This is a genomic window from Streptomyces panacea (assembly GCF_040560175.1).
GTDB classification, from domain to species: Bacteria; Actinomycetota; Actinomycetes; order Streptomycetales; family Streptomycetaceae; genus Streptomyces; species Streptomyces panacea.
Genome location: NZ_JARJHW010000070.1, coordinates 17981 through 32711, shown reverse-complemented (window position 1 = coordinate 32711; position 14731 = coordinate 17981). Strand labels below are relative to the sequence as shown.

The following is a 14731-nucleotide window of genomic DNA, read 5'->3' as shown; positions in this document are numbered from 1 at the left end:
CCGCGGTGCCGGTCCCGGTGCCGGTGCCGGTCCCGCCGGCCGCCGCCCCCACCGGATCGGGCTCGGGCCGGTTCGCCGCGCTCAGGCAGCCCCTCGGTCAGCCCCTCGGGCGGCGCGCGCTCATCACCGGGATCGCCGCCGGCGCCGCCGGGCTGGTCATCGGCGGCGGGGGCGTACTCGCACTCGCCGACGACGAGCCGTCCGCCGGCACCGACAGCAAGCCCGGCAACACCACCCCCAAGGGCCTGGCCGGACTGCCGCCCGAAGCCCTTTGGGCGTACGAGCAGAAGCCGGCGGCCGACGAGATCCTGAACGCCGCCGTCATCGGCGGCCGGACCCTGCTCCTCACGACGGGGTCGGGCGCCACCGGCGTGGACGCACGCACCGGGAAGCGGCTCTGGCGGAACGACCAGGCCGCCGCCCTCCACCAGGCGCTGCCCGCCTCCGGTGGACTCGCCTTCGTCGCCGGAGCCACCGGTCTGCTCTGGATCTCCACCGCGTCGGGCGCGGTCGAGCACCGTGTCGACTACGCGGACGGCATCACGGACGTGCCCGGCCTCACCGTCGCCGGCGTCGCCGGGACCGGTGACGGCCAGGTCTGGTTCACCGGGTCGCACACGTCCGGTACGGGGAAGGCGGCCACGGTCCGCACCTTCCTCTTCGCCTTCGATCTGACGACCCGCAAGGAGCTGTGGCGCTCCGCGATCTCCAACGGCCGTGCGCCGTTGACGCCCGTCTACCAGTTGATCGCCGTACGCGAGGCGGACATTGTGGTGCGCCAGGACGCCAAGTCGCTGCTGCCCGCCCAGGTCAGGGCAGGCAAGGGGAAGGCCGTCTATCACTGCTTCGGCCGCGCCGACGGCAAGCTGACCTGGTCGAAGTCGTTCGGCGCGGTGCCGCCCACGGGCGGCTCGGTCGGCGACGCGAAGGGCCGGCTGTTCGCGGCGGCGGCCGACCAGTTGTACGCGTACGACACCGCCGACGCCAAGCAGTTGTGGCGCAGGGCGGGCGCGCCCAGAGTGCCGGGCCAGAACTCGTTCGCCTTCGGCACCGGGACACTTCTCGGCTCCACGCTCTACGTCGCGAACCGCTTCCAGGAGGTGTACGCGGTCGACCCCGATTCCGGCATGGAGCGCTGGAAGGGCACGACCGAGGGCCCGGCCTGGAACGGTGTCCCCCGGATCTCGCTCAGCGAGAGCGGCCGGACGGTGCTGTCGGCCGACGGGCTTCAGGTGACGGCGTTCGGGGCGGCGGACGGCAAGCGGCTCTGGAAGTTCCAGAACGCCGGCGAGCCGGCCCCCTCGCCCGCCGCTGACGGCGTGGCCGTGGCCACGCCCGCGTACCAGCCGCTGATGGCCGGGAAGACCGCGGTGATCCGGCGCGGCGGCACGTTCTACGCGCTGCCGGTCGACTGACCCACGGGGCCGCGAACCACCGCGCCGCAGGGCACCGTGCCGCGAGCCACCGTGCCGGGGTCGCAATCCGCCACGCCGGGGGCCGTGATTTCGGCCCGCCGGGGGTGGTGGCATGCGGCCATCTCGCCCAATTGTGCGGTAAGCACATGAGAGCAGGGCAATTGACGCCGCATCATCACCTTGGGGTCGGACAGGCCGTCCCGCAAACGGAGGTGATGGTATGTCAGGCAGACTGCTGCGGTCCGTCTGTACGGCGGCACTCGCCGTCCTGGCGGCGGTACCGTGCGCCGCGCCGGCCGGCGCCGAACCTGTTCCCGGCGGCGCCCCCCGCGGCGTCGCCGAACTGCTCACCGAAATGCGGAAGCTGTACCAGCAGGCCGAGGAGGCCACCGAGGCCTACAACGCCACCGAGGTGAAGCTCACCGCCCAGCAGGCCGAGGTGAAGAGTGTCGGCGCGGGCCTCACCGGCGCCCGCGAGGCGCTGGTCCGCAGCCGCGCCCAGATCGGACAGCTGGCCCGCCAGCAGTATCAGGGAACCTCCGAACTCTCCGCCTACGTGCAGCTGTTGCTGTCCAGGGATCCCCAACACGCCCTCGATCAGAAGCATCTGATGGACCGTGCGCAGAGTGATCGGCTGTCGACCGTCGCACGGCTCACCAACGGCGAGAGGCGCGCCGACACCCTCGCCGAACGGTCCCGGAAAGCACTCGCCGAGCAGAAGGCACTCGCCGCGAAGCAGAAGAAGCAGCGCGACGCGGTCCGGACGAAGCTGACGGACGTCGAGCGGATGCTCGCCTCGCTCACCCCCGAGCAGATCGCGGCGATCGCCGAGCGCGAGGACGCCGACACGGACAAGGCCCAGGAGAAGCTGATCACGTCGGGCGCGCTCGGTGACGCCGCGACCGCGACGGAGGGCGCCGGCGCGACGGAGAGCGCCACCACGACGGGCGGCACCACCCCGACGGGGAGCGCCACCACGACGGGCGGCACCACCCCGACGGGGAGCGCCACCACGACTGACGGCGCGACCCCGACGGGCGACGCGACCCCGAGCCTCGGCAGGAGCCTCCGGGCGCCGTCGGCCGAGGGCGGCGAGGCACTGACGTACGCCGTGGAGCAGATCGGCAAGCCGTATCTGTGGGGCGCGGAGGGGCCGGAGTCGTACGACTGCTCGGGGCTCACCTCGCGGGCCTGGTCGCGTGCCGGGGTGAGCGTGCCCCGGACGAGCCAGGAACAGTGGGCCGAGCTGCCGAGGGTGAAGCTGAGCGAGCTGCGCCCCGGCGATCTGGTGGTGTACTTCCCGAAGGCGACCCATGTGGCGATGTATCTCGGCGACGGGAAGGTGGTCCACGCCCCGCGCCCGGGGGGCCGGGTGAAGGTCTCCCCCCTCGCGTCGAATCCGCTGCTCGGCGCCGTACGGCCCGATCCGGACGCCGGGCCGCTCGACATGGAGTCGTACGACCCGCCCGAGCTGCCGCCGGGCGCCACCGAAGGTGCCGACACCGGCAACAACTCGATCACCCCACAGGCGGGTTGAGGCCGCGCGCATCAGCCGGTCGTGCTCCGGGGCCTCAATCGCACCGGCCGCCGACCGCCGCCAGATACGCGTCGGTCCTCCCGGCGTCGTAGAAGAAGTCCTCGAAGTCCGACGGATCGTTGAATCCGTTGGCGAACCGGTCGGCGACCGGCTGGAGCCGGCCGCCGGCGGCGAACATCTTCAGCACGTGCTCCGGGGGCGGGGCGAGCATCGCGTTCGTCCACTTGGTGGTGTGCCGTGCGCTCTCCCAGTGCCGGTCGAACGTCGCCCGCATCCATGCCTCGTCGAACTCCCGGTCGCCGTGCGACACGATCGACTCCAGATACGAAGCGGCGCACTTGGAAGCCGAGTTGGAGCCCTGCCCGGTGAGCGGGTCGTTCGCCACGACGACGTCGGCGACACCGAGGACGAGTCCGCCGCCCGGCAGCCGTCCGACCGGGTGGCGGACGGTGGGCGTGTAGCGGCCGGCCAGGGTGGCGTTCGCGTCGGTCAGCTCCACCTTCATGGCGCGGGCGTACTCCCAGGGCGTGTAGCGCTCCATCAGCTCCAGCGTCAGGGAGAGATGGTCGGCCGGGTCCCTGATGCCCTGGAAGGCGTCGACCGGGCCGCCGGGTATGCCCTCCCAGAACAGGATGTCCGCGCGGCCGGTGACGGTCAGCGTCGGCATCACGAAGAACTCGCCGACGCCGGGCACGACGTTGCAGCGGACGGCGTCGAATCCGGGGTGTTCGGGGCGCGGGCCGAGCCCGTGGACGTACGCGACGGCGAGCGCCCGCTGCGGCGTGTCGTACGGGGAGCGTGCGGCGTCCCTGCCGAACATCGCGACCAGTTCGCCCTTGCCGGCCGAGACGAGGACGAGGTCGTAGACGCGGGAGAAGTAGTCGAGGTCGGACACGGCCGCACCGTGGATGACCAGTTGGCCGCCGCGCTGGGCGAACGTCTCCATCCAGCCCGCCATCTTGACCCGTTGGTCGACGGACTGGGCGATCCCGTCCAGCATGCCCACCCAGTCGATCGCGCGGGAGGAGTCGGGCGCGGCGACGGAGACACCGAGGCCCTCGACACGCGGGGCCTGGGACTCCCAGAAGCCCAGCTTGAGGTCGCGCTCGTGCTGGAGCGCGGTGTGGAACATGCACTGGGTGGACATGACGCGGCCCGTCCGGATCTCGTCGGGCGTGCGGTTGGACAGCAGGGTGACCTCGTACCCGTACGACTGGAGTCCGAGGGCGAGCTGGAGGCCGGACTGTCCGGCACCGACGACGAGTATCTTCCGCATGGCGGGGGTCTCCGTTTGTTGCTGCCTGCTTGCCTGCTGTCAGGCTATGTGGATACCGCGGCGAGGGCGTGGCCCACCAGGGCGAGCAGCGATTCGACGACGGTGATCCGTTTGCGCGCGTCCATGATCATCACGGGTACGTGCGGGAGCACTGACAGCGCCTCCCGTACGTCCTTTGCCTCGAACGACTCGGTGCCCTCGAAGTGGTTGACGGCGACGATGTACGGAAGGCCGTAGCTCTCGAAGTAGTCGAGCGCCGGGAAGCAGTCGGCGAGCCGACGGGTGTCGGCCAGGACGACGGCGCCGATCGCGCCACGCACCAGGTCGTCCCACATGAACCAGAAGCGCTGCTGGCCGGGGGTGCCGAAGACGTACAGCACGAGGTCGTCGTCGAGGGTGACACGGCCGAAGTCCATCGCGACGGTGGTGGAGGTCTTCCCAGGGGTGTCCGCGAGATCGTCGGTTCCCTCACTGGCCCGCGTCATCAGGGCCTCGGTGCGCAGCGGCCTGACCTCGGAAACCGATCCGACGAAGGTCGTCTTGCCGACGCCGAAGCCGCCCGCGACCACGATCTTGGTCGCGACGGGCGCCCTGGTGCGGTCCAACTGCCAGTCGCGCAGCCCCTCTTCGGCGACGTCCGAGTCATCTGACGCGTCAGAGACGGCGAAGTCCACCCAGCACCCTTTCCAGCAGCGCCCGGTCCGGGGGGCCACTGTCGTGGCCGGTCCCGTACACGCGGATCTTTCCCTGGTCGGCCAGGTCGCTGAGCAGCACCCGGACGACTCCCATCGGCATCTTGAGCAGCGCCGAGATCTCGGCGACGGTCCGCATCCGCCCGCACAGTTCGACGATGGCGCGCATCTCCGGCATGCCGCGCGACGCGGCGGCGGCGCCACCATCGCCGTCGCCGCCACCGCTCGACAGTTCCTTGCGCTCCTCGGACGCCTCCAGCGCGGCGACGAACGTCTCGACCAGCAGCACATGGCCGAAGCGCGTCCTGCCGCCGGTCAGCGAGTACGGGCGTACGCGCGCGACACGGCGGTCCGGGCCGCGCCCGGGAAGGCCGCGGCCGGGAAGCCCACGGGCCGATCCGGTCGCGGACACCGATGTCATCGGGCGCTCTCCATCGACTTGCGCAGCTCGCTGCGGAGTTCGGGGGTGAGTACGTGTCCGGCCCGGCCGACGAACACCGCCATCTGGTAGGCCACGGCGTGCATGTCGCAGTCGGCGCCGGCGTGCAGACCGAGCAGCGATCCGTCGCTGATCGACATGACGAAGACGCTGCCCTCGTCCATCGCGACCATCGTGTGCTTCACATCGCCGCCGTCCATCAGTTCGGCCGCACCGAGGGTGAGGCTGCTGATGCCGGAGATGATCGTGGCGAGGTCCGCGCTGGAACCGCGCGGGCTCTTGCTCCCGCCCGCGCTCTCCGCGGGGTCGTGACGTTCCGGGTCCGAGGAGAGCAGCAGCAGCCCGTCCGACGAGACGACCGCGACGGAGCGTGCTCCTCGCACCTCCTCCACGAGATTCGTCAACAGCCAGTGGAGATCGCGGGCTTCACTGCTCAGTCCGAATGTGCCGGTCGCCGTCAACTGCGTGCCTCCTCGACAGTTTCCCCCGTCTCATCCGTACGCGCGTCGGTCCCCTCCATCGCGTCCTGCTGCCGCGGTACCGCACTGCTCCGTGGTGAACTGCCCTGCTTCTGCACTTCGGTCTGCTCCAAAAGCTCGGCGTCGGAGTCGCGCCTGCCGTCCTTGGCCCCTCGGTGGAACCCACCGAGCCTGCGGCGCAACGCGTCCGCGTCGACGCTACCCGGCCGCTCGGCCGTCGTGTCGGCGGGCTTGAGCACTTTGGGGGTGCGCTTGGGCAGACCCTTGTCGGTGACGGCTTCGGTTTCGGCCTCGACTTCGGCCTCGACTTCGGCTTCGGCGGGCGACTCGGCGACGCGCTGGGCGACGGGCTCGGTGAGCGGTTGCGTCCCGCCCGTCCCGCCCGTCTCTTCAACGTCGCCGTCGCCGTCGGCAGCAGCGTCGGCGTCGTCTTCAACGTCGTCCGCCACGTCGGCGACGCGCTCGTGCGCGTCGGGACCGATGGCGTAGGGGTCGTCGGCAGGCGCGACGTTCTCCGCCGCCGCCCCGTCCTCCCCCACCAGCGGGTCCCGGTCCGAACGCCCCTGCAACACATTGGAGTTGGCCTCCGCGGCCGACCCCGGAAGGTGCGGCATCGGCGCCGCGCCGGTTGCCGTCGCCCGGTGCGGGACCGCGATCGGCGGGACCGTCGGGAGCAGGGCCTGTGGCAGTACGACGACCGCCGCGAGCCCGCCCTGATGGTGGTCGCGCAGGGTGACCTCGACGCCGTGGCGGGAGGCGAGCAGCGCCACGACGCGCAGGCCGAGCCCGTCATCGCCGGCGCCGCCGTCGGTGCCGGTCTTCCCCGGCTTGGCGGACTTCCCGGACTTGGCCGGCTGCGGCTTGTACGCGTCCGGGTCGGCGAGCCGCTCGTTGAGTTCGGCGATCCGCGCCTCCGGCATGCCAATGCCCTTGTCCTGCACGGAGAGCTTCACGTCACCGCTCTCCAGCATCCAGCCGGACAGCTCGACGTGGGCGTCGGGCGGCGAGAACGACGTGGCGTTCTCCAGGAGTTCGGCGACGAGATGGCTGATGTCGTCCGCCGCGAAGCCGGCTAGCTGGGCGTGCGGCGGAAGTGACTGGATGGTGACCCGCTCGTACTTGTCGATCTCGCTGACGGCCGCGCGCAGGACATCGACGAGCGGTACGGGGCCCGGGTAACCCCCGCCGGGCTCGCGCCCGGCGAGCATCAGCAGGTTCTCGCTGTGCCGGCGCATGACCGTGGCCATGTGGTCGATCTTGAAGAGGACACCGAGCCGGTCCGGGTCCTGCTCGCGCTCCTCCAGGCTCTCGATGACGCCGAGTTGACGTTCCACGAGGCCCAGCGTGCGCAGCGACAGATTCACGAACGAGTGGTGGACGGTGTACCGCAGCGCTTCCAGCTGCGCGGTGATGTCGGCGGTCTGCTGCTGGAGTTCGGTGCGCTGGTCGGCCATGGCCTGCCGGGCGCCGATCAGTCCGGTGCGGTCGCTGTTGAGCTTGTCGGCGCGCGTGGACACGTCGAGGAGCGTGGCGTGCAGGCTGTTGAGCGACCGTACGACCTGGCCGAACTCGTCGTTGCGGCCGGTGAAGCGGACCGGTTCCCCGGTCGCGGGCTCGGAGGCCAGACGGGCGGCGCCGATACGCAGGACGGCGAGCGGCCGGGTGAGCGTACGCGCGACGGCGGTGGACGCGCCGACGGCGACGATCAGCAGGCCGCCGAGGAGGGCGATGCTCACCTCCAGCGAGGTGACCCCGTCGTCGCGCAGCCCCTCCAGCCGCTTGAGCTGGCCGGAGCCGATGCCGGACTCGACGCCGCGCATCTGCTCGATACGGCTGGACAGCGACGACTCGACCTTCTCCTGGTTTGCGTCGCGGTCCTTGTCGGAGAGTTCGGGGCTGTCGGCGAGGCTGGACAGGTACTTCTCCGCCGTGGTGACCTCGGGCCCGGTGACGGTCGTGGCGAGGGAGTCGCGCGCCACGGTGCCCGCGGACTGGTCGAAGTCGGCGAGCGAGGCGAGTTCGTGGACGCGGGACTGCTGGGCGGCGGCGCTGAGCGCATCGCGGGTGCGGTCGTTCTCGGCGGCGTCGTCGTCCTTCGGCTGGATGGGCAGGCCGGTGACGGGGTCGAACTGCGGTGCGGTGCTCTTGGGCTCGGGAACGGCGAGCGCGGCCAGCAGCAGGCCGCGGGTGGCCGACGCCTGCTCGACGGCGCGGCCGAGCGCGGCGGGGGCGCGGGTGCCGTCGGCGGCCTCGGCGGGCGTCTTCTCGGCGACCTCGTCCGCGACGGCGTGCAGTTTGGCGATGACGTCCGTGTACGCCTGGTACGCCTCAAGTGCGGTGCCTTTGCCGGTGAGGGCGGTGCGGCGGATGGACGGGACGGTGGAGAGATCCCTGCGCAGCCCGGGGGACGCGGCCGCGTCGATCTCGTCGATCTGCCGGTCGACGCGGGTGGCGGGCGCCCCGCCCGGCGCGCCGTCGGCCTTCTCGTCGGCGCCCGCCTTGTCATCGCCGTCGGCCTCGTCGCCACCGTCGCCCTCCGGCTCCTCACGGCCCCCGGCGATATGAACGACGACTTCGTCCCGCTCGTCGGCGAGGGAGTGGGCGAGGACGGCCGTCTGCCGGTTCAGCTCGGCGAGGGTGACCAGGCGCTGGGCGTCGGTCAGTTCGGACGAGGCGCCCAGGACCGCGGGCATGCCCGCCGCCACGACGGTGACACCGACGACGGCGACCGCGACGACCAGCCGGCTGCGTACACGTACGGGCTTCCCGGCGGGAGCCGCGGTCATGTCGGCCGCCCCGGCCGACACCGACTTACGGGGCTCTGCCGAGCCCTGGGACCCGCCGCGCGTGCCGCTCTTGCCCCGAGGCCGCTTCTTCTGCACCGGTGCTCGCATTCTCGACTCGTCCGCCCACGAGGCGGAGATGACGTCCGGTCAGACCCGGATGACCCTCCACCCCTGGCACGGCTTCCGACCATTCCAGCGTTTCTCGGAGGGGGCGCGTATCGGCCGCTCCGCCACCTGAACGAGTGAACATCAAGGAGGAGTTGGCGAACAACTCGCGCGGGCGCGCGGCACGGACGCGCTCGGTGGGGCGGTTGGAACTTACGCGTGAGCTTTGGCAGGATGCCGGGCCGCATCGTCGCGGAGCGGGTCATTCCGGCCATCCGGTGGCGCGGTGCCGCGCCCGGCGGAGAAGAAAGCGCGCCGGGTACGTCGCGGTACGGAGAGGAGACCCGGCGTACGCGGAGGGGCACCGAGGAGCGCCCGAGGTGTGTCCGGGCCGTGGCCGAGGTGCGTGGGCGCGGTGAAGGCGCCGGACCGGATCGGGCGGGGCTCTCGGGCAGACTGGGGTCCATGCGCATCGATATCGCCACCGCCCCCGGCAGCCACCCCCGCCCGAACGAGGACTGGACCGCCGTGGCCGCGCCCTCCGCGGGCAGCGGCGGCACGCTCATCGTGCTGGACGGTGTGACACCTCCGCCGGACGGCGACGGTTGTGTACACGGCGTCCCGTGGTTCGCCGCGCGACTCGGCGGGGCACTGACCGAACTGTCCGCTTCACGCCGGGAAATGGCCCTGGCCGACGCCCTCGCGGAGTCGATCCGGCGTACGGCCGACGCCCACCGCTCCACGTGTGACCTTTCTCACCCCCGTACGCCGCAGGCAACCGTCGTCATGGTGCGCTGGGACGCGGACACGGTCGAGCACCTCGTCCTCTCGGACTCGACCCTCCTCCTGGAGTCGCCGGACGGCGAGGTGCGGGCCGTCGTGGACGACCGGCTGGACCGGATTCCGCGCGCGGTGCGCCGCCAGGCCGCCGCGACGGACGCGCTGCGCAACGCGGAGGGCGGCTTCTTCACCGCGGCCGTCGACCCGGACGTGGCGGCGAAGGCCGTGACGGGGCGGACGCCGGCGTCCGAGGTACACGCCTTGGTGGGCCTCACCGACGGCGCGGCGCGGTGGGTGGAGGTGTTCCGGGAGGGTGACTGGGCGGACTGTCTGGCGCTCGTCAGGAAGAGCGGACCGCAGGAGCTGATCGACCGGGTACGGGCGGCGGAGTCTGCGGACCCGGACGGGGTGGCCTTCCGGCGGGGCAAGCCGTACGACGACGCGACGGTCGTGTACGTGGAGCCGTAGACCGTGGAGCGCGCCTTTGGGGTCCGGGCGCGGGACAGGCACCGGTCTCGGCTCGTGGGCGGCGGTTGTACGTGCGGAGCAGCTCCCGCCCGCCGCCCCGTACGCACTGCCGCGCGCCGCTCCTGGCCCGACCGCCCCGCCCCGCCCCGGCGGGCAGGCGCGCTCAGCTCTCCGCGCGCGCGTTCAAGTGGTGCAGCAGCCGCGCCAGTTCGGCGACCTCCGCCCGGTCCCAGTCCGCCAGCTTGCGCACGTACCGCTCGCGCCGCGCGTCCCGAACCCGGCGGAAGCGCGCGACCCCCTCGCCGGTGAGCCGCACCAGCGAGGCGCGCCCGTCCGCCGGATCGGGCTCGCGCGTGACCAGCCCGAGCGCTTCCAGCGCGTGCAGTTGACGGCTCATCGTCGCCTTGCCGACCCCGAAGTAGACGGCGAGATCGGTGGCACGCTGATGACCGGTCTCCTCCAGCCGTACGAGAAGTCCGTAGGCGGCCGGCTCCAGGTCGGGATGGACCTCGCGGGCCATTTCGCCGGAATTGGCTCTGGCGCGCCGCAGAAAGACGGCCAACTCACGCTCCAGCGCCAGGAATTCGTGGTCCACCTCACTTTTCCCGACCGGTTCGGGTTCATTCGCCGTACCGTCTCCGTGCACGTCAGCACCCATCACACCCATCGCGCGCTTTCCCGCTCCTGAAAGTTCTCCGTCGCCGGGGCCCATTGCCGCAGCTCTGTCAGTATTTCGCAGGTTTATACCAACGGCAGCGGCCTGAGGCCGTTCCGCCGCTCCGTTCCGCCCCCGAAGCGTCCTTCACGGCGCGAGTGTTGGCATGTCCACACCGCGACACGTCGATACGTCATGAGCTCCCCCCTACGTCGGACACCCCCAACGGGCTGCCCATGTCTCCGGCCCGGCCCGAAACGGAGGGACGGCCGGGACGGCCGGCCGGCACCTAACTGAACGGGGTGGGCCCCCGGCAACCGAGTGCCGGGGGCCCACCCCTCGCGTTCCCGACTCCGCCGTCACGCGGGTGACGGCGGGTGACGCGGGTGCCACCGCCTTACGCGGCGACCGGGATCTCCGCCGTCGCCGACGAGAGCGCGATCTCCAGGACCTGGCGTACATCCGTCACCGGGTGGACCTCCAGCTTCTCCAAGATCTCGGCGGGGACGTCGTCAAGGTCCGCCTCGTTCCGCTTCGGGATCACGACCGTCGTGATGCCCGCCCGGTGCGCGGCCAGCAGCTTCTGCTTCAGGCCGCCGATGGGCAGGACGCGCCCGGTCAGCGAGACCTCGCCGGTCATGGCGACATCCGTACGGACCTGGCGTCCGCTCAGCAGCGAGGCGAGCGCCGTCGTCATCGTGATGCCCGCGCTCGGGCCGTCCTTGGGCACCGCGCCCGCCGGGAAGTGGATGTGCACGCCCCGGTCCTTCAGGTCGGCGACCGGCAGTTCCAGTTCGGCGCCGTGCGAGCGCAGGAAGGAGAGCGCGATCTGCGCGGACTCCTTCATGACGTCGCCGAGCTGTCCGGTCAGGGTCAGACCCGAACCGCCCGTCTCCGGGTCGGCCAGCGACGCCTCCACGAAGAGGACGTCTCCGCCCGCGCCGGTCACGGCCAGGCCGGTGGCCACGCCGGGCACCGCCGTGCGTCGCTCGGCCGGGTCCTGGGCGGACTCGGGCACGTGGTGCGGCCGGCCGATCAGCCCGCGCAATTCGCCGTCTCCTACGGAGAAGGGCAGTTCGCGCTCGCCCAGCTCGTGCTGTGCGGCGACCTTGCGGAGCAGTCTGGCGATGGAGCGCTCCAGGTTGCGTACGCCCGCTTCGCGGGTGTACTCGCCCGCCAGCTTGCGCAGCGCCTCGTCCTCCAGCGTGACCTCGCCGGTCTCCAGACCGGCCCGCTCCAGCTGCCGGGGCAGCAGGTGATCGCGTGCGATGACGACCTTCTCGTCCTCGGTGTAGCCGTCGAGCCGGACCAGCTCCATACGGTCGAGCAGGGCCTCCGGGATGGCCTCCAGGACGTTCGCGGTGGCGAGGAAGACCACGTCGGAGAGGTCGAGTTCGACCTCCAGGTAGTGATCGCGGAAGGTGTGGTTCTGCGCCGGGTCGAGGACTTCGAGGAGGGCGGCTGCCGGGTCGCCCCGGTAGTCGGAGCCGACCTTGTCGATCTCGTCGAGCAGGACGACCGGATTCATCGAACCGGCCTCCTTGATCGCCCGGACGATACGGCCCGGAAGCGCGCCCACGTACGTACGCCGGTGGCCACGGATCTCCGCCTCGTCCCGGACACCGCCGAGCGCGACGCGGACGAAGGAGCGTCCCATGGCGTGCGCGACGGACTCTCCCAAGGAGGTCTTTCCGACGCCGGGCGGACCGACGAGGGCGAGGACGGCGCCGCCGCGGCGGCCTCCGACCACACCCAGACCGCGGTCGTCACGGCGCTTGCGGACCGCCAGGTACTCCGTGATCCGTTCCTTCACGTCGTCCAGGCCGGCGTGCTCGGCGTCCAGGACGCGCTGGGCGCCCCGGATGTCGTACGCGTCCTCCGACCGCTCGTTCCACGGCAGTTCGAGGACGGTGTCCAGCCAGGTGCGGATCCACGAGCCCTCGGGGCTCTGGTCGGACGACCGCTCCAGCTTGTCGACCTCCTTGAGCGCCGCCTCCCGGACGTGCTCGGGCAGATCGGCGGCCTCCACGCGGGACCGGTAGTCGTCGGACTCGTCCCCGGGGTCGCCGTTGAGCTCGGACAGCTCCTTGCGTACGGCGTCGAGCTGGCGCCGCAGCAGGAACTCCCGCTGCTGCTTGTCGACGCCCTCCTGGACGTCCTTCGCGATGGACTCGGCGACGTCCTGCTCGGCGAAGTGCTCGCGGAGCTGGTCGGTCGCCAGCTTCAGCCGGGTCACCGGATCGGCGGTCTCCAGCAGCTCGACCTTCTGGGCCGTGCTGAGGAACGGCGAGTAGCCGGCGTTGTCGGCGAGCTGCGAGACGTCGTCGATCTGCTGGACACGGTCCACGACCTGCCAGGCGCCGCGCTTCTTCAGCCAGTCGGTGGCGAGAGCCTTGTATTCCTTGATCAGTTCGGTGACGGAGCCGGGCAGCGGGTCGGGCACGGTCTCCTCGACGTGCAGCCCCTCCACCCACAGGGCCCGTCCGGGCCCGGTCGTACCGGCGCCGATCCTGACGCGGCCCCGGCCGCGGATCAGGGCGCCGGGGTCGCCGTCGGAGAGCCTGCCGACCTGCTCGACGGTGCCGAGGACGCCGGTCCCCGCGTATGCCCCGTCGAGGCGCGGCACGAGCAGCACCTTCGGCTTTCCCCCGTCGGAGTCGTCGCCGGCAGCCGCCTGGGCGGCCTCGACGGCGGCACGCACTTCGGTGTCGGACAGGTCCAGCGGCACCACCATCCCGGGCAGCACGACCTCGTCGTCGAGCGGCAGCACGGGCAGGGTGAGCGGTGTGGACGTGGCAGCCATGGTCTCCCCTTCGGCAGTCAAAAGTTGAGCTATGTGGGCTCAATGCTTGTGAGCCTGCCGTTGTTCCCCGGATACCTGGGGAGGGTGTTCGCTCTGAGCGATCGGGGCGCCGGCACCGGGCTCGACGCTGCCGGACGGCCCGGCCGACAACCACCGCGGGCGCGGCCTCGGCCGGCTCGTGCTGCGTACGCTCGAAACGTCCGCCGGCGACGCGGGCGCCACCACCGGCGTCCTCTCCGCCACCAGGTACGGCCTGCACCTCTGTACACATCGCCGCCCGGCGGCTCCCGGGCCCGCTCACGGGCGTCGCAGGGGGAACGGACAGCGGCGGCCACCTGGGCCCGGTGGGGACAGCAGTCGACTCCCCGCACGACTGTCCGCCCGTCCCCCGGGCACACGCCCCATGAACCGGTTTGTCGCCACCCCGCGCACCCCGCGAGGATGGCATCGCACCCGGTCAGCCGCAGAACCGAGGAGACGCCCCCGTGCCCGACCCCACGTCCGAAGCGACCGACGACCGACCCGTGACCCTCGACCGGCGGGACGGCCCGTACGGCGAGGTCGTCCTACGGAGGCGGCCGGGCGCCCACGGCGGTGGCGACATCCACGAGATCATCGCCAACGGCACGTTCCTGATGGACACCTCCGACGGCCGCTCCGAGCGGCTGCTGGTCGACGCCGCGCAGGCCGCCCTCTCCCCCGACCGCCGTGACGGTCTGCCGTCGGTCCTCATCGGCGGGCTCGGTGTGGGTTTCTCGCTCGCGCACGCCGCCGCCGACGCCCGCTGGGGCCGGATCGTGGTGGTCGAGCGCGAGCAGGCCGTCATCGAGTGGCATCACGCGGGACCGCTCGCCCGGATCTCCGGCGCCGCGCTCGGTGACCCGCGCACTGTGATCCTCCACACCGATCTTGTCGAATACATGCGTACGGCGACCGAGGCCGCGGAGGGCACCGACGAGCCCTTCGACCGCTACGACGCCCTCTGCCTCGACATCGACAACGGGCCCGGCTGGACCGTCACCGACGAGAACGCGAGCCTGTACACGCCCGGCGGACTGGCCGCCTGCCTGGCGCGGCTCAACCCCGGCGGAGTCCTCGCCGTCTGGTCCGCGCAGCCCTCCTCCTCTTTCGAGGAGGCGCTGCGGAATGCCGGTTTCACCGGGGTTAGGACCGAAGAGATCCAAGTTGCCCGAGGAGTGCCTGACGTGGTCCATCTCGCCGTTCGCCCTGCGTAGCCGGGAGACCTCCGGTGCCTCTACGCTGCTCCCCACACACGGGATCCGCCATCCGCACGCA

11 protein-coding genes are annotated in these 14731 nt (G+C 71.8%); 4 read left to right on the top strand and 7 right to left on the bottom strand.

The window, feature by feature from the left end:
• A partial coding sequence (locus P3L51_RS18335) for an outer membrane protein assembly factor BamB family protein (RefSeq protein ID WP_354606319.1) occupies positions 1-1415 on the top strand: 1415 nt, incomplete at its 5' end.
• Between the two features lie 220 nt (positions 1416-1635).
• Positions 1636-2952, top strand: a complete 1317-nt coding sequence (locus P3L51_RS18330; RefSeq protein ID WP_354606318.1) for a C40 family peptidase — start codon at positions 1636-1638, stop codon at positions 2950-2952.
• 34 nt (positions 2953-2986) lie between these two features.
• Here P3L51_RS18330 and P3L51_RS18325 read toward each other — a convergent pair whose 3' ends face one another.
• From P3L51_RS18325 to P3L51_RS18305, 5 genes are read right to left on the bottom strand one after another with little or no spacing between them, the layout of a single operon-like run.
• Positions 2987-4228 carry a styrene monooxygenase/indole monooxygenase family protein gene (locus P3L51_RS18325; RefSeq protein WP_354606317.1) on the bottom strand — a complete coding sequence of 414 codons (1242 nt, stop codon included), beginning with the start codon at positions 4226-4228 and terminating at the stop codon, positions 2987-2989.
• Positions 4229-4272: 44 nt separating this feature from the next.
• Complete coding sequence (locus tag P3L51_RS18320) at positions 4273-4902, bottom strand: GTP-binding protein (RefSeq protein WP_354606316.1); 630 nt, start codon at positions 4900-4902, stop codon at positions 4273-4275.
• A complete protein-coding gene (locus P3L51_RS18315; RefSeq protein ID WP_354606315.1) occupies positions 4883-5341 on the bottom strand; it encodes a DUF742 domain-containing protein in 459 nt (152 codons plus the stop codon). The genes P3L51_RS18320 and P3L51_RS18315 overlap by 20 nt, the downstream gene beginning before the upstream one ends.
• On the bottom strand, positions 5338-5820 hold the full coding sequence (locus tag P3L51_RS18310) for a roadblock/LC7 domain-containing protein (protein WP_354606314.1): 483 nt from the start codon (positions 5818-5820) through the stop codon (positions 5338-5340). The genes P3L51_RS18315 and P3L51_RS18310 overlap by 4 nt, the downstream gene beginning before the upstream one ends.
• A complete protein-coding gene (locus tag P3L51_RS18305) occupies positions 5817-8720 on the bottom strand; it encodes a sensor histidine kinase (protein ID WP_435594478.1) in 2904 nt (967 codons plus the stop codon). The genes P3L51_RS18310 and P3L51_RS18305 overlap by 4 nt, the downstream gene beginning before the upstream one ends.
• A gap of 474 nt (positions 8721-9194) precedes the next feature.
• On the opposite strand from P3L51_RS18305, the gene P3L51_RS18300 reads away from it, so the two are divergent.
• Positions 9195-9977, top strand: a complete 783-nt coding sequence (locus tag P3L51_RS18300; RefSeq protein ID WP_354606312.1) for a protein phosphatase 2C domain-containing protein — start codon at positions 9195-9197, stop codon at positions 9975-9977.
• Between the two features lie 163 nt (positions 9978-10140).
• Here P3L51_RS18300 and P3L51_RS18295 read toward each other — a convergent pair whose 3' ends face one another.
• Complete coding sequence (locus P3L51_RS18295) at positions 10141-10635, bottom strand: MarR family winged helix-turn-helix transcriptional regulator (protein WP_435594477.1); 495 nt, start codon at positions 10633-10635, stop codon at positions 10141-10143.
• Positions 10636-11029: 394 nt separating this feature from the next.
• Entirely contained in the window at positions 11030-13435 is a 2406-nt protein-coding gene (gene lon, locus P3L51_RS18290; RefSeq protein WP_354606311.1) for an endopeptidase La, read from the bottom strand.
• 485 nt (positions 13436-13920) lie between these two features.
• On the opposite strand from lon, the gene P3L51_RS18285 reads away from it, so the two are divergent.
• Complete coding sequence (locus tag P3L51_RS18285) at positions 13921-14670, top strand: spermidine synthase family protein (protein WP_354606310.1); 750 nt, start codon at positions 13921-13923, stop codon at positions 14668-14670.
• Positions 14671-14731: the final 61 nt, after the last annotated feature.

Bases quoted from the DNA above. Each gene is read 5' to 3' on its own strand.
- P3L51_RS18330 (WP_354606318.1), top strand. From the start codon at position 1,636: ATGTCAGGCAGACTGCTGCGGTCCGTCTGTACGGCGGCACTCGCCGTC.
- P3L51_RS18325 (WP_354606317.1), bottom strand. From the start codon at position 4,228: ATGCGGAAGATACTCGTCGTCGGTGCCGGACAGTCCGGCCTCCAGCTC.
- P3L51_RS18315 (WP_354606315.1), bottom strand. From the start codon at position 5,341: ATGACATCGGTGTCCGCGACCGGATCGGCCCGTGGGCTTCCCGGCCGC.
- P3L51_RS18300 (WP_354606312.1), top strand. From the start codon at position 9,195: ATGCGCATCGATATCGCCACCGCCCCCGGCAGCCACCCCCGCCCGAAC.
- P3L51_RS18295 (WP_435594477.1), bottom strand. From the start codon at position 10,635: ATGGGTGCTGACGTGCACGGAGACGGTACGGCGAATGAACCCGAACCG.
- lon (WP_354606311.1), bottom strand. From the start codon at position 13,435: ATGGCTGCCACGTCCACACCGCTCACCCTGCCCGTGCTGCCGCTCGAC.